Source organism: Bradyrhizobium sp. CCH5-F6 (assembly GCF_001556045.1).
GTDB lineage: Bacteria > Pseudomonadota > Alphaproteobacteria > Rhizobiales > Xanthobacteraceae > Bradyrhizobium.
In genome coordinates, this window is the sequence record NZ_LSIC01000140.1 from 1 (window position 1) to 25215 (window position 25215).

Here is a 25215-nt window from a genome sequence, read left to right on the forward strand (position 1 = left end):
TTGACGCGTTTTCTTGACGCGAACCGGCGTCCACTTCGCTCGAAAACGCTCTAACAGGCTTTTAAGATAGAAGCGGCGCCTGATAAAGCGAGCAGCGGGCATGCGGGAACTTGCGGGCGCCGCTGCACGTGAGGCCCGAAACGCCCCTAATTTGCGCAGCTACGCGCATAAGTGCCGCGGTCCGCGGGGCCGAGCCCAGCGCCTGCGGCATCATCGAGGCACTTCGTGACGCGGTCGCTGAATGAGTTGCGCGGGATCGGCTTATAATTGTAGCGCGGCGGCGCGTCGAACTGCGGAACCTTCGGCACCTCGATCTTCGGGGGCGGCGGAGGGGGCGGCACCGGAACGAGCTGAGGGGCGCCCGGCTGCACGTATTGCGCGTGCGCGAGCTGTCCTGTGAGCAGCACAGCCAACAGCGCAAGAAGGATCGGTAGCCTTGTCATGGGAGGACATGTCGTGTGTCTGCCGCCCCCATTCAACCGTGCTAATCTTCAGGCGCATTCTCGATCGGATCAAATCTGGTTGCGTCCAGCCCGAGCAGGTTCCAGGACTGCTGCATGTGCGGCGGCAGCGGCGCGGTGGCGTCGATCACGCCGCCGCGCGGATGCGGAATGACGATGCGCCGTGCCAGCAGATGCAGCCGGTTTTGCAGGCCGCCCGGCAGCTGCCAGTTCTCGATGTTGAAATATTTGGGATCGCCGACGATGGGATGGCCGATATGGGCCATGTGCGCGCGCAGCTGGTGGGTGCGGCCGGTCACCGGCTTCAGCGACACCCAGGTCAGCTTGTTGCCGGCGGTCTCGACCACCGCATAATAGGTCACCGCGTGGCTCGCGCCCTCGTCGCCATGCTGGGCGATGCGCATGATGGTGTCGTCCTCGCTCTCTTCCTTGGCGAGGAAGGTCGAGATGCGGCCCTGCTTGGGCTTGGGTAGGCCCGGTACCAGAGCCCAATACACCTTTCGCGCCGACCGCGAGCGGAATGCGCCGGTCAGATGCGAGGCGGCAAAGCGCGTCTTGGCGATCAGAAGACAGCCCGACGTCTCCCTGTCGATGCGGTGCACGAGCCGCGGCTTCTGGCCCTTGGAATCGCGCATCACCTCCAGCATCTGGTCGATGTGCCGCGTCATGCCCGAGCCGCCCTGCACGGCAAGGCCCGCCGGCTTGTTCAGCACGAGGACGTCGTCGTCCTCGAAGATCGTCATCTCCTTCAGTGCCTTGAGCGTTTTCTGCGCAGCCTCCGAGAGCTCGCCGACGACCTTCGGCGCGTCGAGCTTCAGCGGCGGGATGCGGACGCTCTGCCCTTCCTCCAGCCGGTCCTTGCTGTCGACGCGCTTGCCGTCGACGCGCAGCTCGCCTTTGCGGACGACGCGCTGGATGTGGGAAAACGACAGCCCGGGAAAGCGCGCTTCGAGGAAACGATCGACGCGCATGTTGTTCTCGTCGGCCGTGACGGTGACGGTCTGCACCTTGGTCGGCAGCAGCGCTTCGGCGGGCTTTGCCGGCGCGGCTCTCTCAAGCTCGGGCTTGGAGGGACGCCGCTCGGCACGCTCGCCTGCAAGCCGCTGCGGCTTCGCGCCCGGCTTACCGCCTGGCCGCGGCCCTGCCTTCTTCGCGCTGTGCGCCTTGAACGGACGCGCCTCCTTGCGCTCGTCGCGCGAACGGGGCTTGGGATCGGTTCTCTTGGTGCGGCGGCTCATGGTTGCCTGCGTACCCTAAAAGCCGACTGCCGTCACGGCGAAATGGCCGCTTCTAGCGCTTCCCACCCCGCTCCTTGCGCAGCTTGGCCCAGTAATCCAGCCGCTTCCGGATCTCGCGCTCGAAGCCGCGCTCGGGCGGGTCGTAGAAGGTCTGCCGGCCCAGGGCTTCCGGAAAGTAGTCCTGGCCGGAGAAGGCCTCCGGCGTATCGTGGTCGTATTCGTAGGCTTCGCCATAGCCTTCCGACTTCATCAGCTTGGTCGGGGAATTGAGGATGTGCTTCGGCGGCAGCAGCGATCCCGCCTGCTTGGCGGTCTGCATCGCCGCCTTGAAGGCGGTATAGACGGCGTTCGATTTCGGCGCGGTGGCGAGATAGACCACGGCCTGCGCGATGGCGAGCTCGCCCTCGGGATGGCCGAGGAAGTCGAAGGCGTCTTTTGCCGCATTGGCGATCACGAGGGCCTGCGGATCGGCAAGGCCGATGTCCTCGACCGCCATGCGCACGACGCGGCGGGCCAGGAACAGCGGGTCCTCGCCGGCATCCAGCATGCGCGCGAGATAATAGAGCGCAGCATCGGGATCGGAGCCGCGCACCGACTTGTGGAGTGCGGAGATCAGGTTGTAATGGCCGTCAGCCGACTTGTCGTAGATCGGCGCGCGGCGTTGCAGGATGTCCTGCAACTGAGCGGCATTGAAAATCTCGTCCGCCCGCGCCGAACGCCAAACCTCTTCGGCGAGCGTCAGCGATGCGCGGCCGTCGCCGTCGGCCATGCGCACCAGCACCGCGCGTGCCTCCGCATCGAGCGGCAGCTTCTTGCCCTCGACCGCCTCGGCATGCGCAAACAGTTTTTCGATCGCGGCGGCGTCGAGCGAGCGAAACACCAGCACACGCGCGCGAGAGAGCAACGCCGCATTGAGCTCGAAGGACGGGTTCTCCGTGGTGGCGCCGACCATGACGACCGTGCCGTCTTCCATCACGGGCAGAAACGAATCCTGCTGGGCGCGATTGAAGCGGTGCACCTCGTCCACGAAGAGCAGCGTGCCCTTGCCCATCTCGCGGCGGGCGCGCGCAGCATCGAAGGCCTTCTTGAGATCGGCGACGCCGGAGAACACCGCGGAGATCTGTTCGAAATGCAGATCGGTGGCATCCGCCAGCAGCCGCGCCACCGTGGTCTTGCCGGTGCCCGGCGGGCCCCAGAACACCAGGGAGCCGAGCGTGCGCGTCTCCAGCATGCGCGTCAGCGCGCCGTCAGGGCCGAGGATATGGTCCTGGCCTACGACCTCCGACAGCGTGCGCGGACGCAACCGATCCGGCAGCGGATGCGGCGCCTCGTGGTCGAGCCCCGCCGCGGCAAAGAGAGTCGGGGTCTGCTGTGGTCGCTTCGGACTCATCCGCCCAGCGTGACGTTGATCTGCTGGCCGCCGCGCACCAGCGTGATGCGCCAGATCCGTTGCCGCTCGCCTGCAGCCTTCTCGAGGTCACCGGTCTTGCTGATCTTCTGGTTGTTGACGGCCAGGATGATGTCGCCTTTCTGGAATCCGACATTCGCGGCCGCAGTATCGCTGCCGATATCGGTGATCACGACGCCTTCGGTGTCGGCGTCCAGACGCAGCTCGTCGGCGACCGCGGGCGTGATGGTCGAGACTTTCGCGCCCTGGAACGGCGAGCGAGCGGTGACGACGAGTTCGTTGCGCCCGGTATCAGGTGCGGTCTCCAGCGCGACGGTCAGCTTGATCGGCTTGCTGCCGCGCTGCACGTCGATCTGCGCGGTGCCGCCAAGCGGACGGGTTGCGAAGCGGTAATCGAAGGCGTTGGGATCATCGACGATCTGACCGTCGATGCCGGTGATGAGGTCGGAGGATTTCAGGCCGGCCTTCGCTGCCGGGCCATTCGGAACCACGCTCGCGACCAGCGCACCGGTCGGCGAGCGCAGGCCGAGGCTCTCGGCGATCTCGGGCGTCACCGCCTGCAACTTTGCCCCCAGCCACGGCCGCTTCACCGCCTTGCCGCCGCTCTTGGCGGAGGCGACGACGACGCGCACCATGTTGGCGGGAATCGCAAAGCCGATGCCTTGCGAGCCGCCGGAGCGCGAATAGATCGCGGTGTTGATGCCGGCGAGCTTGCCGCTCATGTCGACCAGCGCGCCGCCGGAATTGCCGGGGTTGATCGCCGCGTCGGTCTGAATGAAGAACTGGTAGTCGGTGATGCCGACTTGCGTGCGCGCCAGCGCCGAGATGATGCCGTGGGTCACGGTCTGGCCGACACCGAAGGGATTGCCGATCGCGAGCACGACGTCGCCGACCAACAGCTCATCGGAGTTTGTGAAATCGAGGGTCGGGAATTTCTCCTTGGGGTCTTTCACGCGCAGCACTGCGAGATCGGTGCGCGAATCCTTCAGCAGGATCTCGGCCTCGAACTCGCGCTTGTCCGACAGCGATACCTTCACCTGGTCCGCACCTTCGATGACGTGGACGTTGGTGACGACGAGACCCGAGGCATCGACGATGACGCCGGAGCCGAGCGAGCGCTGCATCTGCTCGGGTTGCTGGCCCGGCACGCCGAAGAAGCGGCGGAAGATCGGATCGTCCAGGAGCGGGTTGCGGTTCTGCACCACCTTGGCGGCATAGACGTTGACGACCGCCGGCTGCACCCGTTGCACGATCGGCGCATAGGACAGCCGCAACTCGGCCGGCGATGACGGCACACGGCGGTCCTGCGCTGAGGCCGGATTGAAGTGGGCCGAAAAAGCCACGCACAATGCCGTAATGGCGGCGGTCCAGATCGATCGAAACATTCCTACCTCTTGGAAAAGACGCCGGAATATAGGCGCGTTCGCCACCCAATAGAAGGGCGCCGGGCGGCAATATTCGGCCCCTTCCCGCTGCGTCCGGCATGCAAGCAGAGCGTGCGATTCGGAAAGTTGCCTGAGCGATGGATTGGCATGATGCACGTCATCTTGCAGGGATGGCGAGCTGATTCGGTTGCAGCGAATTGTCATCAGTGGGAACCGATGGCGGCCTCGCAGGCCCCAGGCCCAATCGGCAGGCAGCGGAAGATCGCGCTACCGCGGCGGATGCAGGATTCCCGCGTTCGCGGTCGCGCGAACGACACCGAGTGCGACGCACCCGCTCATCGACGAGCTACGCGGCGCGCTTCGGCTTCTTCACGACCACCGGCGGCGGCGCGCAGGACAGGCGCTCCTGATGGCTCTCGCCCCAGGCCTTGAGGATATCGATCACCGGCTTGAGGCTCTCGCCGAGTTCGGACAGACAGTATTCAACGCGCGGCGGCACCTCGGCATAGACCTTGCGGATGACGAGCTTGTCTTCCTCGAGCGCGCGCAGCTGCTTCGTGAGCATCCGCTGGGTGATGCCGGGCATCCGGCGGCGCAGTTCGCCGAAGCGCTGGGTGCCGCTCTGGAGGTGGTAGAGGATCACGCCCTTCCACTTGCCGTCGATCAGGTCCAGCGTCGCCTCGACCGAGCAGCCGGGACGACGGGCAAAATTGCGCCGCTTCATGCTTGTTTTCCCAATAGTATCAAAACAGGGACTATATCCCCAAATTTACAGTACTTGCCAATTTGAAGCCAGCGCGACAGTTAGAGCGGCAGGCGAACAGCCCATCTGATGGAGACAAGCCATGAAGGCCGTCGGCTACAAAAAATCGCTTCCGATCGAGAACGCGGATTCGCTGATCGATTTCGAGACCGCCAAGCCCGAACCCAGGGGGCGCGACATCCGCGTCACAGTGAAGGCAATCTCGGCAAATCCGGTCGATTACAAGGTGCGCAAGCGCGCTGCCCCACCCGAGGGCGAGACGAAGATCCTGGGCTATGACGCGGCGGGCGTGGTCGATGCCGTCGGCCCCGACGTGACGCTGTTCAAACCGGGCGACGAGGTGTTTTACGCCGGATCGATCCTGCGTCAGGGCACCAACTCGGAATACCATTTGGTCGACGAGCGCATCGTCGGCAGCAAGCCGAAGAGCCTGTCGTTCGCGCAGGCCGCCGCCCTTCCCCTCACTTCCATCACCGCCTGGGAATTGTTGTTCGATCGACTCGGCGCGGTCCCCGGCAAGAGCGTCGATCCGCGCACGCTCCTGATCACGGGCGGCGCCGGCGGCGTCGGCTCGATCCTGATCCAACTGGCCCGCCGCCTCACCGGGCTGACGGTGCTCGCGACCGCGACGCGGCCGGACTCGCAGAAATGGTGCCTCGATCTCGGCGCACACGCGGTGATCGACCACGGCCAGCCGATGAAGGAGCAGATCGAGAAATTAAAGCTGCCGCCGGTCGCGCTGGTTGCAAGCCTGACCTTCACCGACCAGCACTACAAGGCGATCGCCGAGTTCATGGCGCCGCAGGGCAAGTTCGGCCTGATCGACGATCCGCCGGAGTTCACCATGAGCACGTTCAAGGGCAAGGCAATCTCGGTGCACTGGGAATCGATGTTCACGCGCTCCTCGTTCCAGACGCCTGACATGATCGCGCAGCATCAGCTGCTCAATGACGTCGCCGACCTCATCGACAAGGGCGTTTTGCGCACCACGCTCGACCAGACCCTTGGCACGATCAACGCCGCCAACCTCAAGCGCGCGCATGCGCTGCTCGAGAGCGGCAAGTCGCGCGGCAAGATCGTGCTGGAGGGCTGGTAAGCCAAGATGCCGTAGCTCGGTTAGCCCTGCGACTGCGCAAAAGCGCAGTTGCTGGGCGTATCCTACCCTCCGATTCCTCGCGCTAGGCGATCGTGTTGACGATGCCGCCCTCGGCCCGCAGCGCCGCACCGTTGGTGGCCGACGCCTGCTTCGAGGCGACATAGACCACCATGTTGGCGATTTCTTCCACGCTGGCAAAGCGCTGGATCAGCGAGCTCGGGCGGTGCTGCTTGACGAAATTGGCGGCGGCCTCGTCAACCGACTGGCCGTTCTGCTTCGCCAGATCCTTGACGAAGGTCTCGACGCCCTCCGACATGGTCGGACCCGGGAGCACCGAATTGACGGTGACGCCGCTGCCGCGGGTGAGCTGAGCGAGGCCGCGCGCGACCGAGAGCTGGGCCGTCTTGCTCATGCCGTAGTGGATCATCTCGACGGGGATGTTCAGTCCGGACTCCGAGGAGATGAAAACGATGCGGCCCCAATTGCGCTTGAGCATGCCCTGCATATACGCGCGCGACAGCCGCACGCCGCTCATCACGTTGACCTCGAAGAAGCGCGTCCAGTCCTCGTCCGGAATGTCGAAGAAGTCCTTGGGCTCGAAGATGCCGGCATTGTTGATGAGGATGTCGACGTCGGGGAGCGCCGTGACCAGCGTCTTGCAGCCCGCCGAGGTCGAGACGTCGGCCGCGATACCGCGCACCTTGGCGCCGGCCGCTTCCAGCTTGCGTATGGCCGCATCGACCTTGTCCTGACCGCGTCCATTGATCACGACACTGGCGCCCGCGGCGGCGAGGCCCTTGGCGATGGCGTGGCCGATGCCGGCAGTCGAGCCGGTCACGAGGGCGATCTTGCCGGTCAGGTCGATCTTCATGGCTCATCTCCGTTGCTGCTGACGGGGATATCGTGCGTGGCGCGCGAACCCGCAATTGCATTCACCGAGGCGTGAGCCTCGCAGAAGGGCGGCAAAGCGAAGCGTGCCCGCTGAACCTGCTACTCCACAATGCCACTCAGGACTGCAACTTCTCTCTTTCCGTCCAAGACCTGTTCGAACTCTCGCGCGAAGGCTTCCACGGCAGGATATTCGGCTCGGAAACGGACAGTTGCCGAATTCTGCAGGTCGGCATCGGGCGTTTTCCAAACTTCAGAGGAGACATCCACACGCACAAGCAAGGTCCCGCGGCTGTCGTACGGCTTGATGAGGATTCTCAGATGACATTGGTCGAGGCTCGTCGGATTGCCACTGCGCCAAAAGCCGCCCTCAAGGATTGGCGGATTGCCCGCCGATAGCGGAAACTTCCGGAGCGCGACCAGGAATGTCTCCTTGACGTAGATCCGATCGAACCAAGCCGCACCTTCTGCGGAAAATCGACCCGACTTTACGATTGCCGTGAGCCGGCCAGTATACTCCTCGTCCGTCCGGTAGATGACTTGCAGTTCTGCAGCACCCATTTGGAGCTCCGCTTGCGCCAATCGCTTGACTACGACGCTGCAACAAAAAAGCGGCGCCGAGGGGCGCCGCTCTCTTAACTCCCAAACCGATCGGCTTACGCCGCTTCGGCTTCCTTCTCCTGCACAGGACCGGAATCCTGGCCCTTGGCGTCGACGTCGCGATCGACGAACTCGATCACGGCCATTGCGGCATTGTCGCCGTAGCGGAAGCCAGCCTTGATGATGCGGGTATAACCGCCCTGGCGATCCTTGTAGCGGGGCGCGAGCACGTCGAACAGCTTCTTGACCTGATCCTTGTCGCGCATCTCGGAGATCGCCTGGCGGCGCATGGAGAGGCCGCCCTTCTTGCCGAGGGTGACGAGCTTCTCGACGATCGGACGGAGCTCCTTCGCCTTCGGGAGCGTAGTGACAATCTGCTCGTGCTTGATCAGCGCGGCGCACATGTTGGCGAACATCGCGCGGCGATGCTCGGCGGTGCGGTTGAGCTTGCGATGAACCTTGCCGTGACGCATGTGTGTAGTCCTTTACATAAATACTGCCGCGACGGTTCGTCGGACATGTTGCTCAGGTGGGCTGCCTGCGTTCGCCCGTAGGAAGCGAGTGGTGAGTAGCGAATGGCGAATAGTCATCCATTCGCCACTCCCTATTCGCCATTCGCTCAGTAGTGATCCTCGAAGCGCTTGGCGAGCTCGTCGATGTTCTCCGGCGGCCAGCCCGGCACTTCCATGCCGAGATGCAGACCCATCTGGGCCAGCACTTCCTTGATCTCGTTCAGCGACTTGCGGCCGAAGTTCGGGGTGCGGAGCATTTCCGCTTCGCTCTTCTGCACGAGGTCGCCGATGTAGACGATGTTGTCGTTCTTCAGACAGTTGGCCGAACGCACCGACAGCTCGAGCTCGTCCACCTTCTTGAGGAAGGCCGGGTTGAAGGCGAGGTCCGGGATGATCTCCTGGGCGACTTCCTTGCGCGGCTCTTCGAAGTTGACGAACACGTTGAGCTGATCCTGCAGGATGCGGGCGGCGTAGGCCACCGAATCATCCGGCGTGATCGCGCCGTTGGTCTCGATCGTCATGGTCAGCTTGTCGTAGTCGAGGATCTGGCCCTCGCGGGTGTTCTCGACCTTGTAGGAGACCTTGCGGACCGGCGAGTACAGGCTGTCGACCGGGATCAGGCCGATCGGCGCGTCCTCGGGACGGTTGCGCTCGGCCGGCACGTAGCCCTTGCCGGTCGAGACCGTGAACTCCATGCGGATCTCGGCGCCCTCGTCGAGCGTGCAGATCTGGAGGTCCGGGTTCAGCACGACCACGTCGCCGACGGTCTGGATGTCGCCGGCGGTGACGACGCCCGGACCCTGCTTCTTCACGACCATGCGCTTGGGGCCTTCGCCCTGCATCTTGATCGAGATGTCCTTGATGTTCAGCACGATGTCGGTGACGTCCTCACGGACGCCCGCGATCGAGGAGAACTCGTGCAGCACGCCGTCGATGTGCACCGACTGCACCGCCGCGCCCTGGAGCGAGGAGAGCAGGATGCGGCGAAGCGCATTGCCGAGGGTCTGGCCGAAACCGCGCTCGAGCGGCTCGGCGACGATGGTCGCGAAACGCGAGGGATCGCTGCCGGGCGTGACCTGGAGCTTGTTCGGCCGAATCAGTTCTTGCCAATTTTTCTGGATCGTCACTGTTTCACCCATACAGGCCAGTCAATTTGAGAATTCAAATACTGGCGTTGGAGAAAGGCCGCAGGTCGCACCCGCGGCTTCGTACAAAAGTCGTCGCGGCCACCAATGTGCCCGCGACTTGGTATCAAACGCGCCGACGCTTGCGGGGACGGCAACCGTTGTGCGGGATCGTGGTCACGTCCCGGATCGAGGTGACGGTGAAGCCCGCGGCCTGGAGCGCACGGAGCGCCGACTCACGGCCCGAACCGGGACCGGCGACTTCGACTTCCAGCGTGCGCATGCCGTGCTCCTGCGCCTTCTTGGACACGTCTTCGGCGGCAACCTGCGCGGCATAGGGGGTCGACTTGCGCGAGCCCTTGAAGCCCATCGTGCCGGCGGAAGACCAGGCAATCGTATTGCCTTGCGCGTCGGTGATGGTGATGGTCGTGTTGTTGAACGACGAGTTCACGTGCGCGACGCCGGAGGCGATGTTCTTGCGCTCGCGACGACGAACGCGGGTGGCTTCCTTGCCCATTGAGTCCCTTTCCTGAAGATCTCAAACGCCGCCGTAATGCCAGCGGCTACACCTGTGGAAGCAAATAGCGAGTAGCGAATGGCGAATAGGGATGCTCCCTACTCGCCATTCGCCATTCCCTATTCGCCAGTTTACTTCTTCTTGCCGGCGATGGCCTTTGCCGGACCCTTGCGCGTGCGCGCGTTGGTGTGGGTGCGCTGACCGCGCACCGGCAGACCGCGACGATGGCGCAGGCCGCGGTAGCAGCCGAGGTCCATCAGACGCTTGATGTTGATGCCGACCTCGCGACGCAGATCGCCCTCGACGAGATAATCGCGGTCGATCACTTCGCGGATCTGGAGCACTTCGGCGTCGCTGAGCTGATTGACGCGACGATCCACGGGGATCTTCACCTTCTCCAGGATCTCACCGGCGATCTTCTGACCGATGCCATGGATGTACTGGAGCGCGATCAGCACGCGCTTGTTGGTGGGAATGTTCACGCCGGCAATACGGGCCACGGCCTTCTCTCCTGTCGCCGATCCTCGTCAGGATCGGGCTTTAAGTGCTTGTGTTCTCGGGCAGGTGTTCACAAACGCGAACACGACGCCCACCCCCGGTCTTCCTGGGGCCCGGCATCGTCTGAAACTATCCGACTTGGATGCGGGGCTTATTAGGGGATTCCGGGGGCTTCCGTCAACCGCTGCTAGCGTTTGGCTCGCTTTTTCGTGACCTTTTTTGCGGTCGTCTTGGCACCCTTTTTGACCGCCTTCTTGGCGGTCGATTTCGCCGCTTTCCTGACGGTCTTCTTGGCCACCTTCTTGCCGGCCTTCACGGCCTTCTTCGAAGCCTTTTTGCCGGTTTTTGCCGGCTTTGCGGCCTTTTTGGCGGCCTTAGCGGGCTTTTGGGCTGATTTCTTGGCCCGCTTCTTGACCGCCTTCGCTGTCTTGGCCGGCGACGCCTTGGCCGCGCTCCGGGAATGAGCCTTGGGCTCCACCGCCCCCAGCGCCAGAAGCTGGCGGTGGATGGCGCGGGTGACCTCGTCGATGGCCATCATGCCGTCGATGGTCGAGAGCTTCCGACGCTCGGAATAGTAGTGAATCAGCGGTTCCGTCTGGCTACGGTAGCTGGCCAAGCGCTTGGTCAGGACCTCCGGGGTATCGTCGACCCGGACCTCCTCCCCGCGTTCCCGCATCTGGGCAACGCGGGTCTCGACACGACTCAGGAGCGCACTCTCGTTGACGCGGAGTTCGATCACGGCGTCGAGCTTGAGGTGCTTGCGCTTGAGCAGCTCATCCAGCGCCTCGGCCTGCGGCACGGTACGGGGGAAACCATCAAGGATGAAACCATTCCGGGCATCCGGCTGGTCGATGCGGTCGGAGATGATTCCCACCACGACGTCATCGGGCACGAGGCCGCCGCTGGCCATGATTTCCTTGGCCTTGAGCCCGACCGGCGTTCCCGCCGCGACCGCCGCGCGCAGCATCTCGCCGGTCGAGAGCTGCACGATGCCATAGCGCTGCACCAGCAGTTGAGCCTGTGTCCCCTTGCCCGACCCCGGCGGTCCCAGAAGTATAATTCTCATCGGCGTACGCCCCCCGGATTGGTGAGCGATACGTCGCGCACCTGTGCTTTGATATCAAGGGCGGTGCAGACCACAACCAGCGCAGCACCACCATTGACGACCATACTATAAGGCAGGCCGATCCCGTAAAGGTCGAACACCCCCGGAATCACCTGCAACGCCGTCAGGTAGACGGCTCCGACGACCGTCGTCAATGACACGACGCGATCGAGATAGGCGGCGGTCGCCTCGCCGGGCGCGACACCGGAGACGATCCCGTTACGTTGCGCCAGGGATTTGGCCGTGTATTCGGGATCGATGACATAAGCGGTATAGATGAAGGCCAGCACGAAGACCGCGATGGACACCAGGATGAGGTGCGCCGGCTGCCCCAGCTGAAGATGGCGATAGGCCGCGGCGACCAGCGGGTGGTCGGCGCCCATGACGAGGCCCGCAAGGGCGAGCGGGAGAAAGAAGATCCACGGCGCTACAGTCACGGGAATCAGGAACCCGGCGCTGTTGAGCTTGATCGGGAGCACGGCTTCGCGCGCCGGCAGTTGCCGCCGGCCGGTGTCGAGAGCGCCGAACTCGACGCGAATATTGCGACAGGCGCCCTCGACCAGCACCATGACGGCCACGAGCAGGACCCAGAACATGGCGTGCGCGAGAACGAGGTTGCCCGAGAGCGCCCCGCTCTCCAGGAGCCCCACGATGCCGGCGACGTCTCGCGGAATCGCCACGATAAAGCCGACGCTCAAGATCAGCGCCAGGCCGTTGCCGATGCCGTGGCGGGTGATCTGTTCGCTGAGCCACACCAGCACGAAGACGCCGCCGACCATCGAGGTCGTGGCCGTCATCACGAACCAGCCGTCGGGATTCCTGACAAGGCCCGGAATGGTCGCCAGCGTCGAAGCAATGCCGTAGGCCTGAAAGGCAGCAAGACACAAAGTCAGGCCGAGCGTGACCCGCGCGATCTTGCGCCGGCCTGCCTCACCTGACCGCTCGAGCGAGCTCAGACCGCGCCAGACCACGGAAAGCAACCGCACAAAGATCGCCGCCGTCAGATACGGAATGAGGCCAAGCGCAAAGACCGAGAGTCGGCCAATGAAGTCGAGCATCGGCGAGTAGGTCGAGATATTCAGTCCCGCGATCGGGATTTGCGTGCCCAACCTGAACAGGAGCAGCGCGCCAATCGTGAAAGCGATTCGGCGCGCGAACTCCCTGCTCATCTACGGCGGCCCCGCAGCTTGGACTTCCTGATCAGGCCTTCGTACTGGTGCGCCAGCAGATAGCCCTGCACCTGCGCCACCGTGTCCATGGTGACGCTGACGACGATCAGCAGCGAGGTGCCGCCGAAATAGAACGGCACCGAGGCGTAGGAGATCAGGATTTCGGGGATCAAGCAGACGATCGCCAGATAGATCGCGCCGAGCACGGTGATGCGCGACAGCACGTAATCGATGTATTCGGCGGTTCGCTCACCGGGACGGATGCCCGGAATGAAGCCGCCGTGCTTCTTCAGATTGTCCGCGGTCTCGGTCGGGTTGAACACGATCGCTGTGTAGAAGAAGGCGAAGAACACGATCAGCGCCAGATACAAGATCAGGAACAGCGGACGGCCGTGGCCGAGCTGGGTGTTGATCCACTGGAACCATTCCGGCCCGCTGCCCGAATTGAAGTTCGCCACCGTGGTCGGCAGCAGCAGCAGCGAGGACGCGAAGATCGGCGGGATGACGCCCGAGGTGTTGAGCTTGAGCGGCAGATGCGAGGACTGGCCCTCGAACATCTTGTTGCCGACCTGACGCTTCGGATACTGGATCAGGAGGCGGCGCTGCGCGCGCTCCATGAACACGATGAAGGCGATCACGGCGACGGCCATGATGATGACGACCAGGATCAGGCCGGTCGACATCGCGCCCTGACGGCCGAGTTCGAGCATGCCGGCGAGCGCCGCGGGCAGTTCGGCGACGATGCCGGCGAGAATGATCAGCGAGATGCCGTTGCCGATGCCGCGCGAGGTGATCTGCTCGCCCAGCCACATCAGGAACATGGTTCCGCCGGTCAGCGTGATCGCCGTAGAGAGGCGGAAGAACAAGCCGGGGTCGCTGACGACGTTGCCGGCGCCTTCGAGGCCCACGGCGATGCCGTAGGACTGGAACGCGGCCAGGATGACCGTCAGGTAGCGCGTGTACTGATTCAGCGTCTTGCGGCCGGCCTCGCCTTCCTTCTTCAGCGCCTCGAGCTGCGGCGAGACGGTGGTGAGGAGCTGGATGATGATCGAGGCCGAGATGTACGGCATGATGTTCAGCGCGAAGATCGCCATGCGGTGGATGCCGCCGCCGGCGAACATGTTGAACATGCCGAGGATGCCGCCCGCCTGGGACTTGAACACCTGCTCCCAGATGTTGGGATCGATGCCGGGCAGCGGGATGTAGGTTCCGAGCCGATAAACGAGCAGCGCACCCAGGGTGAACCAGATGCGCTTCTTCAGTTCGTCGGCCTTGGCAAACGCGCCGAAATTGAGATTGGCTGCCAGTTGTTCCGCTGCAGAGACCATCTTGGACTTTCTCCCGCCGCCTGTTGCGCCGTCATGCCCGCGGCCGGGCTAGTTTAGCGGACGCCGGACATTATCTGGGGCTCGGCTTCGATAAGTCCACGTCCCGCATGCGTAAAGGCCCGCGAGCCGCGGGCCAATGACGCAGTTGTTACGCCGCCTCGCCTTCTTCCTTGGCAGGGGCGAGGATCTTCACCGAGCCGCCGGCCTTCTCAACCGCCGCGATCGCGGTCTTGGAGGCGCCGTGCACTTCGATGTTGAGCTTGGACTTGAGCTCGCCGCGGCCGAGCAGCCGCAGGCCGCCCTTGGCGCGTCGCAGCACGCCGCCCTTCACCAGGGCCTCGACGTTCACGACGCTGCCGGCGTCGATCTTCTTGGCATCGACCGCTTCCTGGAGCCGGTCGAGATTGATCTCGGCGAACTCGATGCGGAAGATGTTGTTGAAGCCGCGCTTGGGCAGACGGCGATGCATCGGCATCTGACCGCCTTCGAAGCCCTTGATGCGCACGCCCGAACGCGCGGTCTGGCCCTTGCCGCCGCGGCCGGACTGCTTGCCCTTGCCCGAACCGATGCCGCGGCCGACGCGCATGCGCTTCTTGCGCGAGCCGGCGTTGTCGGCGATATCGCTGAGCTTCATCGCCCTTCTCCTTGTGTCTTGCGCACGATCCTCACCGAAAACCGGGTGCCCGGCTTTCGGGATCCTGCGCCGTTTCTTACTTCTCGTCGACGATGCGGACGAGATGGTGAACCTTCTCGATCATGCCGCGCACGGCCGGGGTGTCCGGCAATTCGCTGATGCGGCCGATCTTGTTGAGCTTGAGCCCGATCAGCGTCGAGCGCTGCGAATGATGGCGGCGGATCGCGCTGCCAGTCTGCTCGAGCTTGATCGTCTTTGCGGCCTTGGCCATCGTGATCTACTCCGAAAAGCTTCCGTTAGTCGGCAGCCGCCTCGGCGTCGCCGCCGATACGGCGGGACTGGAGGGTGGACACCTTGATGTTGCGGCGGGCAGCAACCGAGCGCGGCGAATCCTGATGCTTCAGCGCGTCGAAGGTGGCGCGAACCATGTTGTACGGGTTCGACGAACCGATCGACTTCGCCACCACGTCCTGGACGCCGAGCGTCTCGAACACGGCGCGCATCGGGCCGCCGGCGATGATGCCGGTGCCGGCCGGAGCGGCACGCAGGTAGACACGGCCCGCGCCATGACGGCCGGCGATGTCGTGATGGAGGGTGCGGCCCTCGCGCAGCGACACGCGGGTCAGGTTGCGCTTGGCGGATTCGGTCGCCTTGCGGATCGCCTCGGGCACTTCGCGCGCCTTGCCGTGACCGAAGCCGGCGCGGCCCTTCTGGTCGCCGATCACGACCAGCGCTGCGAAACCGAAGCGCTTGCCGCCCTTGACGACCTTGGCCACGCGGTTGATGTGGACGAGCTTGTCGACGAACTCGCTGTCGCGCTCCTCGCGCTCCCTGCGTTCACGTCCGCCGCCGCGTTGATCGCGTCCACCACGTTGTTCGCGTTCAGCTGCCATGGTTTTTCCAATCCTTCAGAGGCTTGCGCCTCAATCCTCAAATTCTGTTAGAAGCTCAGCCCGCTCTCACGCGCGGCGTCGGCAAGAGCCTTGACGCGCCCGTGGTAGAGATAGCTGCCGCGATCGAACACGACTTCCTTAACGCCCTTCTCGGCAGCGCGCTCGGCCAGCAACTTGCCGACCGCCTTCGCCGCATCGATGTCGGCGCCGGTCTTGCCGCCGTCGCGCATCGTCTTCTCGAGCGACGAAGCCGAGGCTAGCGTCTCTCCCTTCAGGTCGTCGATGACCTGGGCGTAGATGTGCTTCGACGAACGGAACACGGACAGGCGCGGACGGCCGCCGGCGGAGCGGCGCAGCTTCAGCCGCACACTCCGCTTGCGCCGGGCATTCGTAACCTTGGCTTTCGACATGACCGGCTCCGTTACTTCTTCTTGCCTTCCTTGCGGAAGATGAATTCGCCCACATACTTCACGCCCTTGCCCTTGTAGGGCTCCGGCGGACGATACGAGCGAATCTCGGCGGCGACCTGGCCGACGCGCTGGACGTCGCTGCCGGCCACCGTGATCTCGGTCGGCTTCGGCACGGTGATCGTGATGCCTTCCGGGATCGGGTAGATCACGTCGTGGCTATAGCCGAGCGCGAGCTGCAGGTTCTTGCCCTGCATCGCGGCGCGGTAGCCGACGCCGGTGATCTCGAGCTTCTTCTCGAAACCCTTGGTGACGCCCTCGACGAGGTTCGCGACCTGGGCGCGCGCGGTGCCGTAAAGCGCGCGGGCGCGGTTGGTCTCGGCGCGCGGAGCGACCTTGATCTGGCCGTTCTCGAGCTTCACCTCGACGTCGTCGTGGACGATGAACTGAAGCTGGCCCTTCGGCCCCTTCATCTTGACGGTCTGACCGTCGACGGTCGCGGTTACACCCGACGGAACCGCTACCGGCCTTTTGCCAACTCGTGACATGGATCGAAAATCCTTCTCAGAACACCGTGAAGAGGACTTCACCGCCCACATTCGCGTCGCGCGCGCTGTGGTCGGCCATGATCCCCTTCGGCGTCGACAACACCGAAATGCCGAGCCCGTTGTTGACCCGCGGCAGGTTCTTCACCGAGGCGTAGACGCGGCGCCCGGGCTTGGAAACACGTTCGATCTCGCGGATGACGGGCTCGCCGTCGAAATACTTTAGTTCGATCTCGATCTCGCTGCGGCCCGAGGCGTGCTCGAGCGTGGCGTAGCCGCGGATGTAGCCCTCGGTCTTGAGGACTTCGAGCACGTTCTCGCGCATCTTGGAGCCCGGCGTGGAGACCTTGCTCTTCGAGCGCATCTGCGCGTTGCGGATGCGGGTGATCAGATCGCTGATTGGATCGTGCGTAGACATCTAAACGACCCTCCTTACCAGCTCGACTTGACGAGGCCCGGGACCATGCCCTTGGAGCCAAGCTCGCGCAGCGCGATACGGGACAGCTTGTTCTTGCGATAGTTCGAGCGCGGACGGCCCGACAGCTCGCAACGCAGGCGGATGCGGGTCGCCGACGAGTTGCGCGGCATCTCAGCCAGCTTCAGGGTCGCGGCGAAGCGCTCCTCCATCGGCAGCGTCTTGTCGGCGATGATCGCCTTCAACCGGGCGCGCTTCGGAGCGGCGTTCTTCGCCATCCGCTTGCGCCGGTTGTTCTTCTCGATTGAACTCTTCTTTGCCATGCTTGGCTCCTGGGTATCCGCGTTTGAGAGGCTTTAGCTCAGCGTCTCACTGCCGGAACGGGAAATTGAAAGCGGTCAACAAGGCCCTCGCCTCTTCGTCGGTCTTGGCCGTGGTGCAGACCGTGATGTCCATGCCGCGGGCTTCCGTGACCTTGTCGAAGTCGATCTCGGGGAAAATTATGTGCTCCTTGATGCCGAGCGAGTAGTTGCCGCGGCCGTCGAAGCTCTTCGGGTTCAGGCCGCGGAAGTCGCGGACGCGCGGCAGCGCGACCGTCACCAGGCGATCGATGAACTCGTACATGCGGGCCTTGCGCAGCGTGACCTTGCAGCCGATCGGCTGGTTCTCACGCAGCTTGAAGGTCGCGATCGCGATGCGCGAATAGGTCACGATCGCCTTCTGGCCGGCGATCTGGGTCAGCTCGGCGGCGGCGGTCTCGGCCTTCTTGCGGTCGTTGACGGAATCGCCGACGCCCATGTTCAGCACGACCTTGTCCAGACGCGGAACCTGCATGACGTTCTCGTAACCGAACTTCTCGGTCAGAGCCGTGCGGATCTTCGCATCGTATTCCGCGCGCAGGCGCGGCGTGTAAGCGGCCTCAGCCATCGATCTCAGCTCCCGAGCTCTTGGCGATGCGGACCTTCTTGCCGTCCGCCAGAATCTTGAATCCGATGCGGGTCGGCTTTCCGTCCTTGCCGACATACGCGATGTTGGACAGTTGGATCGGCGCCTCTTTCGAGATGATGCCGCCCTCCTGGGCCTGCGTCTGCTTCTGGTGACGCTTGACCACGTTGATGCCGCGCACGAGCGCGGTGCCGGCGTCGGGACGAACCTCGAACACCTCGCCGGTGCGGCCCTTGTCGCGGCCGGTCAGCACGATGACCTTGTCGCCCTTGCGGATCTTCGCAGCCATCACAGCACCTCCGGCGCGAGCGAGATGATCTTCATGTGGTTCTTGGCGCGCAGCTCGCGCGGCACGGGCCCGAAGATACGGGTGCCGACCGGCTCGGACTGGTTGTTGATCAGGACGGCGGCGTTGCGGTCGAAGCGGATGACCGAACCGTCGGCGCGGCGGATGTCCTTGCGGACGCGCACCACGACGGCCTTCATCACGTCGCCCTTCTTCACCTTGCCACGCGGAATCGCTTCCTTGATCGAGACGACGATGATGTCGCCGATCGTGGCGTAGCGGCGCTTGGAGCCCCCGAGCACCTTGATACACATGACACGGCGTGCGCCAGAATTGTCGGCCACGTCGAGGTTGGTCTGCATCTGAATCATTGATGCACCTCGTCCTCTTTCTCTTTGCGCCAGCCCAGCCGGCGCTCAACATTTCCCTGAAGTCAGTCGGCCAGAGCCAACAGATCAGGCGCTTTTCTTGTGTTCGCCCCGGATCACGACCCAGCGCTTCAACTTCGAAATCGGCTTCGTTTCCTCGATCCACACCATGTCGCCCGGCTTGAACTGGTTGCTCTCGTCGTGCGCGTGGTAGTTCTTCGAACGGCGGATCGTCTTCTTGTAGATCGGGTGCGTGAAGCGGCGATCGACACGCACGACAATGGTCTTGGCTTGCTTGTCGCTGACGACCACGCCCTGCAAAGTACGTTTCGGCATCTTCGTAAGCCTCTTACTTCTTCTTCGCGCGCGTCTGCGCGGCGACGGTCTTGATCCGGGCGATGTCACGGCGAGCCTCGCGCAGGCGCGAGGTGTTCTCGAGCTGCCCGGTGGCGCGCTGGAAGCGCAGGTTGAAGCGCTCCTTCTTCAGATTCAGGATGGCGTCATCCTGCTGGTCGGGGCTCATCGCGCGGATGTCTTCGATCTTCATCTGGGCCATGGCCATTACTCCGCAATGCGCTCGACGAAGCGCGTCTTGATCGGCAGCTTGGCCGCCGCCAGGGTCAGCGCCTCACGCGCCGTCTGGGTGTTGACGCCGTCGATCTCGAACAGCACCCGGCCCGGCTTGACGCGCGCGACCCACAGTTCCGGCGAACCCTTGCCGGAGCCCATGCGGACTTCGGCCGGCTTCTTCGACACCGGAACGTCGGGAAACACGCGGATCCAGACGCGGCCGGCGCGCTTCATGTGGCGGGTCAGCGCGCGGCGGGCGGCTTCGATCTGGCGCGCGGTGACGCGCTCAGGCTCGGTCGCCTTCAGGCCGAACTGGCCGAACGCCAACGTCGCGCCCGAAGACGCAACGCCGTGGATGCGGCCCTTGTGCGCCTTCCGGAACTTCGTTTTCTTAGGTTGCATCATGGCTTCAAGCCCTCAAATTCTTGGTGCAGCTCAGGCTGCAGCCGTATCGCGGCGCTGACGGCCACCGCGATCGCCACTGCCGCCCGTCTCGCCCTCGGCCATTCTCTTGTCCTGGGCCATCGGATCGTGCTCGAGGATCTCGCCCTTGAAGATCCAGACCTTGACGCCGCAGGTGCCGAAGGTCGTGAACGCGGTCGCAACGCCGTAGTCGATGTCGGCGCGAAGCGTGTGCAGCGGCACGCGACCTTCGCGATACCACTCCATGCGGGCGATTTCCGCACCGCCCAGACGACCCGAGCAGTTGATGCGGATGCCTTCCGCGCCGAGACGCATCGCCGACTGCACCGCGCGCTTCATGGCGCGGCGGAACGCCACGCGGCGCTCCAGCTGCTGCGCGATCGACTCGGCCACCAGCGTCGCGTCGAGCTCCGGCTTGCGGATTTCGACGATGTTGATGACGACGTCGGACGAGGTGATGTCCGCGACCTTCTTGCGCAGCTTGTCGATGTCCGCGCCCTTCTTTCCGATCACCACGCCCGGACGGGCCGAGTGGATGGTGACGCGGCACTTCTTGTGCGGACGCTCGATCACGATGCGGGCGACGGCCGCCTGCTTCAGCTCCTTGTGCAGGATCTCGCGGATCTTGACGTCCTCGTGCAGCAGCTTGCCGTATTCCTGCTTGCCGGCGAACCAGCGGGAATCCCAGGTCCGGTTGATGCCGAGACGCAGACCGATCGGATTGATCTTTTGACCCATCGTGTTCTCCTGCGCCCTTAAGCGGCGGCTTCAGCTTCGACCTGACGAACGATGATCGTCAGTTGCGAAAACGGTTTGTAGACACGGCCCGAGCGGCCGCGGCCGCGGGCGGCAAAGCGCTTCATCACGAGGCCGTTGCCGACGAAAGCCTGCGCCACGACGAGATCGTCGACGTCGAGGTCGTGGTTGTTTTCGGCGTTGGCGATCGCCGATTCCAGGCACTTCTTCACGTCGACCGCGATCCGCTTGCGCGAGAACTGCAGATCCGCGAGCGCGGCAGACGCCTTCCGGCCGCGAATGAGCTGGGCGACCAGGTTGAGCTTCTGCGGGCTCACCCGCAGCATCCGGGCGACCGCCTTGGCCTCGTTGTCGGCGAGGCTCCGTTCGCGCTTAGGTTTGCTCATCGTTTAATCCTCAAGCCTTCTTGGCTTTCTTGTCGCCGGAGTGGCCATGGAAGGTCCGGGTCGGCGAGAACTCGCCGAACTTGTGACCGACCATTTCCTCGTTGACGGCCACCGGCACGTGCTTCTGACCGTTGTAGACGCCGAAGGTCAGGCCGACGAACTGCGGCAGGATCGTCGAACGACGGCTCCAGATCTTGATGACGTCGTGACGGCCGGACGCGCGCGCGGCATCTGCCTTCTTGAGCAGAGAACCCTCGACGAACGGGCCTTTCCAGACTGAACGAACCATGTCCGGCGTTCCTTACTTCTTCCGCTTGTGGCGGCTTAGGAGAATGAATTTGTTGGTCGACTTGTTGGTGCGGGTCTTCTTGCCCTTGGTCGGCTTGCCCCACGGCGTGACCGGGTGGCGGCCGCCCGAGGTACGACCTTCACCACCGCCGTGCGGATGGTCGATCGGGTTCATCGAAACACCGCGGTTATGCGGCTTGCGGCCCAGCCAACGGTTGCGGCCGGCCTTGCCGATCGAGGTGTTCATGTGATCCGGGTTCGACACAGCGCCGATCGTGCCGCGGCAACGGCCGTGCACCAGGCGCTGCTCGCCCGAATTCAGGCGGATGATCACGTAGTCCTGGTCGCGACCGACGAGCTGGGCATAGGTACCGGCGGAACGGGCGAGCTGGCCGCCCTTCCCGATCTTGAGCTCGATGTTGTGGATGATCGTGCCGACCGGCATGTTGCCGAGCGGCATGACGTTGCCCGGCTTCACGTCGACATAGTTGCCGGCGACGATGGTGTCACCCACGGCCAGGCGTTGCGGCGCCAGGATGTAGGCCTGCTCGCCGTCCTGATACTTGATCAGCGCGATGAAGCCGCTGCGGTTCGGATCGTATTCCAGCCGCTCGACGGTCGCAGGAACGTCGACCTTCTCACGCTTGAAATCGACGGTGCGCAGCGTCCGCTTGTGACCACCGCCGCGGAAGCGCACGGTGATGCGACCGGTGCTGTTGCGGCCGCCCGAGGAATGCTTGCCTTCGGTGAGCGCCTTGACCGGCTTGCCCTTGTAGAGGGCCGAACGATCGACCATGACCAGCTGGCGCTGGCCCGGCGTCGTGGGATTGAATGTCTTCAGTGCCATCGTCGTGCGACCTTACAGACCGGTGGTCACGTCGATCCGGTGACCCTCTTCGAGAGTCACGATCGCGCGCTTGGAGTTCGACTGCGAGCCGAGATTGCCGCGGAAGACCTTGGTCTTGCCCTTGCGGACCAGCGTGTTGACGCTCTTGACCTTGACGTCGAACAGCTTCTCGATCGCTTCCTTGATCTGCGGCTTGGTCGCCTTCGCGGCCACCTTGAACAGCACCTTGTTGTGCTCCGAGGCGATCGTCGCCTTCTCGGTCACGACCGGCGACAGGATCACGTCGTAGTGGCGAGGCTCGATGTTCTTCGTCATTTGAAGCGCGCCTCCAGCGCATCGATGGCGGCCTTGGTCAGAACGAGCTTCTGACGGCGCAGGATGTCATAGACGTTGATGCCCTGGATCGGCAGCACGTCCATGTTCGGGATGTTGCGGGCCGCGGCGGCGAAGCCGTTGTTGAGCTCGGCGCCGTCGATGATCAGCGCGTTGGTCAAGCCCAGACCCGAGAAATGACCGAGCAGCGCCTTGGTCTTGGCGGCTTCCAGCGCGGCCTTCTCGATCACGACGAGATCGCCGTCCTTGGCCTTGGCCGAGAGCGCATGCTTGAGGGCGAGCGCGCGGACCTTCTTCGGCAGGTCGGTTGCGTGCGAGCGCACCACCGGACCGAAGGCACGGCCACCGCCACGGAACTGCGGCACGCGGGCCGAGCCGTGACGAGCACCGCCGGTGCCCTTCTGCTTGTACATCTTCTTGCCGGTGCGCCAGATCTCGGCGCGGCCCTTGGCCTTGTGCGTGCCGGCCTGGCGCTTGTTGAGCTGCCACTGCACGCAACGCGCAATGATGTCTTCGCGCGGCTCGAGGCCGAAAATGGCGTCGGAGAGCTGGACCGAGCCGGCTTCCTTACCTTCGAGGGTGGTGACCTTCAATTCCATCTCAAGCCTCCTGCGCAGCCGGAGCGGCTTCCGCGTCGCCAGCAACCTTGAACTTGCCGGGCTTCGGAGCTTCCTTCGGCAGCGGCTTCTTGACGGCGTCGCGCACACGGATCCAGCCGCCCTTGGAGCCGGGAACGGCGCCTTCGACGAGGATCAGGCCGCGCTCGACATCGGTCTGGACGACGCGAAGGTTGAGCGTGGTGATGCGGTCGACACCCATGTGGCCGGGCATCTTCTTGTTCTTCCAGGTCTTGCCGGGATCCTGACGACCACCGGTCGAACCGATCGAACGGTGCGAGATCGACACACCGTGCGTGGCGCGCAGACCGCCGAAGTTCCAGCGCTTCATGCCGCCCGCAAACCCCTTACCGACCGAAGTGCCGGTGACGTCGACGAACTGACCGACGACGAAGTGGTCGGCCTGGATCTCGGCGCCGACCGGGATCATGGCGTCCGCGGTGACGCGGAATTCCTCGACCCGGCGCTTCGGCTCGACCTTGGCGACCGCGAACTGGCCGCGCTCGGCCTTGGGCATGTAAACGGTCTTGCGACTGCCAGAACCGAGCTGGAGCGCGACGTAACCGTTCTTCTCTTCGGTGCGGTGGCCTACGACCTGGCAATTGCCGAGCTTCAGCACGGTCACGGGAATATGTTCGCCGGCCTCCGTGAAGACCCGCGTCATCCCGACCTTTTGTGCGATCACTCCGGAGCGCATCGGCTTGCTTCCTGTTCTTTCTGTCCTTGCGGACTAGCTAATCTTCGTAGTGAGCAAGACCCGGTCCGAGAACCGGTGCCCACTTCTCGGGGTCTTGCTCAGAGCTTGATCTCGACGTCGACACCGGCGGCCAAGTCGAGCTTCATCAAAGCATCGACGGTCTGCGGGGTCGGATCGACGATATCGAGCAGGCGCTTGTGAGTGCGCATCTCGAACTGTTCGCGGCTCTTCTTGTCGACGTGGGGCGAACGGTTGACGGTGAACTTCTCGATACGCGTGGGCAGCGGAATGGGTCCGCGAACCTGCGCGCCGGTGCGCTTCGCCGTGTTCACGATCTCGCGGGTCGACGTATCGAGGATACGATGGTCGAACGCCTTGAGACGGATACGAATGTTTTGGCCGTTCATTGCCGTGCTTTCTCTAGTGAGTGGCGAGTAGCGAGTAGCGAATAGAATCCCCTATCCGCCACTCACCATTCCCTATTCGCTTGTTACTCGATGATCGAGGCGACGACGCCGGCGCCGACGGTGCGGCCGCCTTCGCGGATCGCGAAGCGGAGCTTCTCTTCCATCGCGATCGGCACGATCAGGTGCACTTCCATCGCGATGTTGTCGCCCGGCATCACCATCTCGGTGCCTTCCGGCAGGTGCACGACACCGGTCACGTCGGTGGTGCGGAAGTAGAACTGCGGACGGTAGTTGGTGAAGAACGGGGTGTGGCGACCGCCCTCTTCCTTGGTGAGGATGTAGGCCTCGGCCTTGAACTTGGTGTGCGGCTTGACCGAACCCGGCTTGCACAGCACCTGGCCGCGCTCGACGTCTTCGCGCTTGGTGCCGCGGAGCAGCGCTCCGATGTTGTCGCCGGCCTGGCCCTGATCGAGCAGCTTGCGGAACATTTCGACGCCGGTGACGGTCGTCTTCTGTGTCGCACGGAGACCGACGATCTCGATTTCCTCGCCGACCTTGACGATGCCGCGCTCGACACGGCCGGTCACGACGGTGCCGCGGCCCGAGATCGAGAACACGTCTTCAACCGGCATCAGGAACGGCTGGTCGATCGGACGCTCCGGCTGCGGGATGTACTCGTCGACGTTCTTCATCAGCTCGAGGATGGCGTCGTGGCCGAGCTTCTTGTCGGAATCTTCGAGAGCGGCGAGCGCCGAACCCTTGATGATCGGGATCTTGTCGCCCGGGAAGTCGTACTTCGAGAGCAGCTCGCGGACTTCGAGCTCGACGAGCTCGAGCAGTTCCGGATCGTCGACCATGTCGCACTTGTTCAGGAACACGACCAGCGCGGGAACGCCGACCTGGCGGGCGAGCAGGATGTGCTCGCGGGTCTGCGGCATCGGGCCGTCAGCGGCCGACACGACCAGGATCGCACCGTCCATCTGGGCGGCGCCGGTGATCATGTTCTTCACGTAGTCGGCGTGGCCGGGGCAGTCGACGTGGGCATAGTGGCGGTTCGGCGTCTCGTACTCGACGTGCGCGGTCGAGATGGTGATGCCGCGGGCCTTCTCTTCCGGCGCCTTGTCGATCTGGTCGTACGCGGTGAACGTCGCACCGCCGGCTTCGGCGAGAACCTTGGTGATCGCCGCGGTCAGCGACGTCTTGCCATGGTCGACGTGACCGATGGTGCCGATGTTGCAGTGCGGCTTGTTACGTTCAAACTTTGCTTTGGCCATTTGACTCTCCGTTCAATCGTCAGCTTTAGACC

General features: G+C 63.9%; 37 protein-coding genes. 1 reads left to right on the forward strand and 36 read right to left on the reverse strand.

The annotated features are described in order from the left end of the window. Positions 1–146: 146 nt before the first annotated feature. The 5 genes from AX729_RS24840 to AX729_RS24860 form a co-directional block, all read right to left on the reverse strand. The gene (locus tag AX729_RS24840) at positions 147–443 is read right to left on the reverse strand and encodes a hypothetical protein (RefSeq protein ID WP_061026863.1); all 297 of its coding nucleotides are present in this window, start codon (positions 441–443) and stop codon (positions 147–149) included. A gap of 41 nt (positions 444–484) precedes the next feature. Then, the gene (locus tag AX729_RS24845; RefSeq protein ID WP_061026864.1) at positions 485–1699 is read right to left on the reverse strand and encodes an RluA family pseudouridine synthase; all 1215 of its coding nucleotides are present in this window, start codon (positions 1697–1699) and stop codon (positions 485–487) included. 52 nt (positions 1700–1751) lie between these two features. Beyond that, entirely contained in the window at positions 1752–3089 is a 1338-nt protein-coding gene (locus AX729_RS24850; protein ID WP_061026865.1) for a replication-associated recombination protein A, read from the reverse strand. Then, positions 3086–4492 carry a DegQ family serine endoprotease gene (locus AX729_RS24855; RefSeq protein ID WP_061026866.1) on the reverse strand — a complete coding sequence of 469 codons (1407 nt, stop codon included), beginning with the start codon at positions 4490–4492 and terminating at the stop codon, positions 3086–3088. The genes AX729_RS24850 and AX729_RS24855 overlap by 4 nt, the downstream gene beginning before the upstream one ends. Positions 4493–4838: 346 nt before the next feature. Next, entirely contained in the window at positions 4839–5216 is a 378-nt protein-coding gene (locus AX729_RS24860) for a winged helix-turn-helix transcriptional regulator (RefSeq protein ID WP_061026867.1), read from the reverse strand. Between the two features lie 121 nt (positions 5217–5337). Between AX729_RS24860 and AX729_RS24865 the strand changes: the two genes are divergently transcribed. Further along, positions 5338–6351 (forward strand): zinc-binding alcohol dehydrogenase family protein, encoded by a 1014-nt coding sequence (locus AX729_RS24865; RefSeq protein WP_061026868.1) that lies wholly within the window; start codon positions 5338–5340, stop codon positions 6349–6351. An 82-nt stretch (positions 6352–6433) separates the two neighbouring features. Here AX729_RS24865 and AX729_RS24870 read toward each other — a convergent pair whose 3' ends face one another. The 31 genes from AX729_RS24870 to tuf all read right to left on the reverse strand — a co-directional run bounded on the left by AX729_RS24870 (position 6434) and on the right by tuf (position 25183). After that, positions 6434–7222 carry an SDR family NAD(P)-dependent oxidoreductase gene (locus AX729_RS24870; protein WP_061026869.1) on the reverse strand — a complete coding sequence of 263 codons (789 nt, stop codon included), beginning with the start codon at positions 7220–7222 and terminating at the stop codon, positions 6434–6436. 119 nt (positions 7223–7341) lie between these two features. Beyond that, on the reverse strand, positions 7342–7800 hold the full coding sequence (locus tag AX729_RS24875) for a hypothetical protein (protein WP_061026870.1): 459 nt from the start codon (positions 7798–7800) through the stop codon (positions 7342–7344). Between the two features lie 95 nt (positions 7801–7895). Next, positions 7896–8312: a 50S ribosomal protein L17 gene (gene rplQ / locus AX729_RS24880; protein ID WP_014494513.1), complete on the reverse strand. Its 417-nt coding sequence runs from the start codon at positions 8310–8312 to the stop codon at positions 7896–7898. Between the two features lie 146 nt (positions 8313–8458). After that, positions 8459–9490, reverse strand: coding sequence for a DNA-directed RNA polymerase subunit alpha (locus AX729_RS24885; RefSeq protein WP_029674561.1), 1032 nt, complete (start codon positions 9488–9490; stop codon positions 8459–8461). A gap of 112 nt (positions 9491–9602) precedes the next feature. After that, complete coding sequence (rpsK, locus tag AX729_RS24890; protein ID WP_007603045.1) at positions 9603–9992, reverse strand: 30S ribosomal protein S11; 390 nt, start codon at positions 9990–9992, stop codon at positions 9603–9605. Between the two features lie 131 nt (positions 9993–10123). Beyond that, positions 10124–10492 carry a 30S ribosomal protein S13 gene (gene rpsM / locus AX729_RS24895; protein ID WP_008549231.1) on the reverse strand — a complete coding sequence of 123 codons (369 nt, stop codon included), beginning with the start codon at positions 10490–10492 and terminating at the stop codon, positions 10124–10126. Between the two features lie 185 nt (positions 10493–10677). Next, positions 10678–11556, reverse strand: coding sequence for an adenylate kinase (locus tag AX729_RS24900; protein WP_061026871.1), 879 nt, complete (start codon positions 11554–11556; stop codon positions 10678–10680). Continuing rightward, complete coding sequence (locus AX729_RS24905; protein ID WP_061026872.1) at positions 11553–12764, reverse strand: preprotein translocase subunit SecY; 1212 nt, start codon at positions 12762–12764, stop codon at positions 11553–11555. The genes AX729_RS24900 and AX729_RS24905 overlap by 4 nt, the downstream gene beginning before the upstream one ends. Beyond that, positions 12761–14092, reverse strand: coding sequence for a preprotein translocase subunit SecY (gene secY, locus AX729_RS24910; protein ID WP_061026873.1), 1332 nt, complete (start codon positions 14090–14092; stop codon positions 12761–12763). The genes AX729_RS24905 and secY overlap by 4 nt, the downstream gene beginning before the upstream one ends. A 148-nt stretch (positions 14093–14240) precedes the next feature. Then, the gene (gene rplO, locus AX729_RS24915; protein WP_061026874.1) at positions 14241–14726 is read right to left on the reverse strand and encodes a 50S ribosomal protein L15; all 486 of its coding nucleotides are present in this window, start codon (positions 14724–14726) and stop codon (positions 14241–14243) included. Positions 14727–14802: 76 nt separating this feature from the next. Beyond that, positions 14803–14997, reverse strand: a complete 195-nt coding sequence (gene rpmD, locus AX729_RS24920; protein WP_027554162.1) for a 50S ribosomal protein L30 — start codon at positions 14995–14997, stop codon at positions 14803–14805. Positions 14998–15022: 25 nt separating this feature from the next. Continuing rightward, on the reverse strand, positions 15023–15619 hold the full coding sequence (gene rpsE, locus AX729_RS24925) for a 30S ribosomal protein S5 (protein ID WP_014494507.1): 597 nt from the start codon (positions 15617–15619) through the stop codon (positions 15023–15025). 47 nt (positions 15620–15666) lie between these two features. Continuing rightward, a complete protein-coding gene (rplR, locus tag AX729_RS24930; RefSeq protein ID WP_061026875.1) occupies positions 15667–16029 on the reverse strand; it encodes a 50S ribosomal protein L18 in 363 nt (120 codons plus the stop codon). 11 nt (positions 16030–16040) lie between these two features. Then, positions 16041–16574, reverse strand: coding sequence for a 50S ribosomal protein L6 (gene rplF, locus AX729_RS24935; protein WP_061026876.1), 534 nt, complete (start codon positions 16572–16574; stop codon positions 16041–16043). A gap of 16 nt (positions 16575–16590) precedes the next feature. Next, entirely contained in the window at positions 16591–16989 is a 399-nt protein-coding gene (gene rpsH / locus AX729_RS24940; protein ID WP_061026877.1) for a 30S ribosomal protein S8, read from the reverse strand. A 14-nt stretch (positions 16990–17003) separates the two neighbouring features. Beyond that, positions 17004–17309, reverse strand: a complete 306-nt coding sequence (gene rpsN, locus AX729_RS24945; RefSeq protein ID WP_061026878.1) for a 30S ribosomal protein S14 — start codon at positions 17307–17309, stop codon at positions 17004–17006. Positions 17310–17355: 46 nt separating this feature from the next. Next, positions 17356–17913 carry a 50S ribosomal protein L5 gene (gene rplE, locus AX729_RS24950; RefSeq protein ID WP_018647250.1) on the reverse strand — a complete coding sequence of 186 codons (558 nt, stop codon included), beginning with the start codon at positions 17911–17913 and terminating at the stop codon, positions 17356–17358. After that, entirely contained in the window at positions 17906–18220 is a 315-nt protein-coding gene (gene rplX / locus AX729_RS24955; protein WP_061026879.1) for a 50S ribosomal protein L24, read from the reverse strand. Before rplX ends, rplE begins: the two co-directional genes overlap by 8 nt. Continuing rightward, the gene (gene rplN / locus AX729_RS24960) at positions 18220–18588 is read right to left on the reverse strand and encodes a 50S ribosomal protein L14 (RefSeq protein ID WP_007603030.1); all 369 of its coding nucleotides are present in this window, start codon (positions 18586–18588) and stop codon (positions 18220–18222) included. The genes rplX and rplN overlap by 1 nt, the downstream gene beginning before the upstream one ends. 84 nt (positions 18589–18672) lie before the next feature. Then, a complete protein-coding gene (gene rpsQ / locus AX729_RS24965) occupies positions 18673–18921 on the reverse strand; it encodes a 30S ribosomal protein S17 (protein WP_024342452.1) in 249 nt (82 codons plus the stop codon). A 13-nt stretch (positions 18922–18934) separates the two neighbouring features. Then, positions 18935–19141: a 50S ribosomal protein L29 gene (rpmC, locus tag AX729_RS24970; RefSeq protein ID WP_011088144.1), complete on the reverse strand. Its 207-nt coding sequence runs from the start codon at positions 19139–19141 to the stop codon at positions 18935–18937. Between the two features lie 5 nt (positions 19142–19146). Next, the gene (rplP, locus tag AX729_RS24975; RefSeq protein ID WP_008136349.1) at positions 19147–19560 is read right to left on the reverse strand and encodes a 50S ribosomal protein L16; all 414 of its coding nucleotides are present in this window, start codon (positions 19558–19560) and stop codon (positions 19147–19149) included. 30 nt (positions 19561–19590) lie between these two features. Further along, the gene (rpsC, locus tag AX729_RS24980) at positions 19591–20316 is read right to left on the reverse strand and encodes a 30S ribosomal protein S3 (RefSeq protein WP_014494500.1); all 726 of its coding nucleotides are present in this window, start codon (positions 20314–20316) and stop codon (positions 19591–19593) included. Between the two features lie 17 nt (positions 20317–20333). After that, positions 20334–20720 carry a 50S ribosomal protein L22 gene (gene rplV / locus AX729_RS24985; RefSeq protein WP_008549264.1) on the reverse strand — a complete coding sequence of 129 codons (387 nt, stop codon included), beginning with the start codon at positions 20718–20720 and terminating at the stop codon, positions 20334–20336. A 10-nt stretch (positions 20721–20730) separates the two neighbouring features. Further along, a complete protein-coding gene (gene rpsS, locus AX729_RS24990) occupies positions 20731–21009 on the reverse strand; it encodes a 30S ribosomal protein S19 (protein WP_008136357.1) in 279 nt (92 codons plus the stop codon). A 12-nt stretch (positions 21010–21021) separates the two neighbouring features. After that, positions 21022–21855 (reverse strand): 50S ribosomal protein L2, encoded by an 834-nt coding sequence (gene rplB, locus AX729_RS24995; protein WP_061026880.1) that lies wholly within the window; start codon positions 21853–21855, stop codon positions 21022–21024. A 12-nt stretch (positions 21856–21867) separates the two neighbouring features. Continuing rightward, entirely contained in the window at positions 21868–22170 is a 303-nt protein-coding gene (locus AX729_RS25000; protein ID WP_008136362.1) for a 50S ribosomal protein L23, read from the reverse strand. Next, positions 22167–22787 (reverse strand): 50S ribosomal protein L4, encoded by a 621-nt coding sequence (gene rplD / locus AX729_RS25005; RefSeq protein WP_018647243.1) that lies wholly within the window; start codon positions 22785–22787, stop codon positions 22167–22169. The genes AX729_RS25000 and rplD overlap by 4 nt, the downstream gene beginning before the upstream one ends. 1 nt (position 22788) lies before the next feature. Beyond that, complete coding sequence (gene rplC / locus AX729_RS25010; RefSeq protein ID WP_025036993.1) at positions 22789–23502, reverse strand: 50S ribosomal protein L3; 714 nt, start codon at positions 23500–23502, stop codon at positions 22789–22791. Between the two features lie 98 nt (positions 23503–23600). Further along, entirely contained in the window at positions 23601–23909 is a 309-nt protein-coding gene (gene rpsJ / locus AX729_RS25015) for a 30S ribosomal protein S10 (RefSeq protein ID WP_002712302.1), read from the reverse strand. 83 nt (positions 23910–23992) lie between these two features. Continuing rightward, positions 23993–25183 carry an elongation factor Tu gene (gene tuf, locus AX729_RS25020; RefSeq protein ID WP_008136415.1) on the reverse strand — a complete coding sequence of 397 codons (1191 nt, stop codon included), beginning with the start codon at positions 25181–25183 and terminating at the stop codon, positions 23993–23995. Between the last annotated feature and the right edge of the window lie 32 nt (positions 25184–25215).

Excerpts from the sequence above, each read along its gene's own strand:
- AX729_RS24840 (WP_061026863.1), bottom strand. The coding sequence starts at position 443 with ATGACAAGGCTACCGATCCTTCTTGCGCTGTTGGCTGTGCTGCTCACA.
- AX729_RS24845 (WP_061026864.1), bottom strand. The coding sequence starts at position 1,699 with ATGAGCCGCCGCACCAAGAGAACCGATCCCAAGCCCCGTTCGCGCGAC.
- AX729_RS24850 (WP_061026865.1), bottom strand. The coding sequence starts at position 3,089 with ATGAGTCCGAAGCGACCACAGCAGACCCCGACTCTCTTTGCCGCGGCG.
- AX729_RS24855 (WP_061026866.1), bottom strand. The coding sequence starts at position 4,492 with ATGTTTCGATCGATCTGGACCGCCGCCATTACGGCATTGTGCGTGGCT.
- AX729_RS24860 (WP_061026867.1), bottom strand. The coding sequence starts at position 5,216 with ATGAAGCGGCGCAATTTTGCCCGTCGTCCCGGCTGCTCGGTCGAGGCG.
- AX729_RS24865 (WP_061026868.1), top strand. The coding sequence starts at position 5,338 with ATGAAGGCCGTCGGCTACAAAAAATCGCTTCCGATCGAGAACGCGGAT.
- AX729_RS24870 (WP_061026869.1), bottom strand. The coding sequence starts at position 7,222 with ATGAAGATCGACCTGACCGGCAAGATCGCCCTCGTGACCGGCTCGACT.
- AX729_RS24875 (WP_061026870.1), bottom strand. The coding sequence starts at position 7,800 with ATGGGTGCTGCAGAACTGCAAGTCATCTACCGGACGGACGAGGAGTAT.
- rplQ (WP_014494513.1), bottom strand. The coding sequence starts at position 8,312 with ATGCGTCACGGCAAGGTTCATCGCAAGCTCAACCGCACCGCCGAGCAT.
- AX729_RS24885 (WP_029674561.1), bottom strand. The coding sequence starts at position 9,490 with ATGGGTGAAACAGTGACGATCCAGAAAAATTGGCAAGAACTGATTCGG.
- rpsK (WP_007603045.1), bottom strand. The coding sequence starts at position 9,992 with ATGGGCAAGGAAGCCACCCGCGTTCGTCGTCGCGAGCGCAAGAACATC.
- AX729_RS24900 (WP_061026871.1), bottom strand. The coding sequence starts at position 11,556 with ATGAGAATTATACTTCTGGGACCGCCGGGGTCGGGCAAGGGGACACAG.
- AX729_RS24905 (WP_061026872.1), bottom strand. The coding sequence starts at position 12,764 with ATGAGCAGGGAGTTCGCGCGCCGAATCGCTTTCACGATTGGCGCGCTG.
- secY (WP_061026873.1), bottom strand. The coding sequence starts at position 14,092 with ATGGTCTCTGCAGCGGAACAACTGGCAGCCAATCTCAATTTCGGCGCG.
- rplO (WP_061026874.1), bottom strand. The coding sequence starts at position 14,726 with ATGAAGCTCAGCGATATCGCCGACAACGCCGGCTCGCGCAAGAAGCGC.
- rpmD (WP_027554162.1), bottom strand. The coding sequence starts at position 14,997 with ATGGCCAAGGCCGCAAAGACGATCAAGCTCGAGCAGACTGGCAGCGCG.
- rpsE (WP_014494507.1), bottom strand. The coding sequence starts at position 15,619 with ATGGCAGCTGAACGCGAACAACGTGGTGGACGCGATCAACGCGGCGGC.
- rplR (WP_061026875.1), bottom strand. The coding sequence starts at position 16,029 with ATGTCGAAAGCCAAGGTTACGAATGCCCGGCGCAAGCGGAGTGTGCGG.
- rplF (WP_061026876.1), bottom strand. The coding sequence starts at position 16,574 with ATGTCACGAGTTGGCAAAAGGCCGGTAGCGGTTCCGTCGGGTGTAACC.
- rpsH (WP_061026877.1), bottom strand. The coding sequence starts at position 16,989 with ATGTCTACGCACGATCCAATCAGCGATCTGATCACCCGCATCCGCAAC.
- rpsN (WP_061026878.1), bottom strand. The coding sequence starts at position 17,309 with ATGGCAAAGAAGAGTTCAATCGAGAAGAACAACCGGCGCAAGCGGATG.
- rplE (WP_018647250.1), bottom strand. The coding sequence starts at position 17,913 with ATGGCTGAGGCCGCTTACACGCCGCGCCTGCGCGCGGAATACGATGCG.
- rplX (WP_061026879.1), bottom strand. The coding sequence starts at position 18,220 with ATGGCTGCGAAGATCCGCAAGGGCGACAAGGTCATCGTGCTGACCGGC.
- rplN (WP_007603030.1), bottom strand. The coding sequence starts at position 18,588 with ATGATTCAGATGCAGACCAACCTCGACGTGGCCGACAATTCTGGCGCA.
- rpsQ (WP_024342452.1), bottom strand. The coding sequence starts at position 18,921 with ATGCCGAAACGTACTTTGCAGGGCGTGGTCGTCAGCGACAAGCAAGCC.
- rpmC (WP_011088144.1), bottom strand. The coding sequence starts at position 19,141 with ATGGCCCAGATGAAGATCGAAGACATCCGCGCGATGAGCCCCGACCAG.
- rplP (WP_008136349.1), bottom strand. The coding sequence starts at position 19,560 with ATGATGCAACCTAAGAAAACGAAGTTCCGGAAGGCGCACAAGGGCCGC.
- rpsC (WP_014494500.1), bottom strand. The coding sequence starts at position 20,316 with ATGGGTCAAAAGATCAATCCGATCGGTCTGCGTCTCGGCATCAACCGG.
- rplV (WP_008549264.1), bottom strand. The coding sequence starts at position 20,720 with ATGAGCAAACCTAAGCGCGAACGGAGCCTCGCCGACAACGAGGCCAAG.
- rpsS (WP_008136357.1), bottom strand. The coding sequence starts at position 21,009 with ATGGTTCGTTCAGTCTGGAAAGGCCCGTTCGTCGAGGGTTCTCTGCTC.
- rplB (WP_061026880.1), bottom strand. The coding sequence starts at position 21,855 with ATGGCACTGAAGACATTCAATCCCACGACGCCGGGCCAGCGCCAGCTG.
- AX729_RS25000 (WP_008136362.1), bottom strand. The coding sequence starts at position 22,170 with ATGACGAAGAACATCGAGCCTCGCCACTACGACGTGATCCTGTCGCCG.
- rplD (WP_018647243.1), bottom strand. The coding sequence starts at position 22,787 with ATGGAATTGAAGGTCACCACCCTCGAAGGTAAGGAAGCCGGCTCGGTC.
- rplC (WP_025036993.1), bottom strand. The coding sequence starts at position 23,502 with ATGCGCTCCGGAGTGATCGCACAAAAGGTCGGGATGACGCGGGTCTTC.
- rpsJ (WP_002712302.1), bottom strand. The coding sequence starts at position 23,909 with ATGAACGGCCAAAACATTCGTATCCGTCTCAAGGCGTTCGACCATCGT.
- tuf (WP_008136415.1), bottom strand. The coding sequence starts at position 25,183 with ATGGCCAAAGCAAAGTTTGAACGTAACAAGCCGCACTGCAACATCGGC.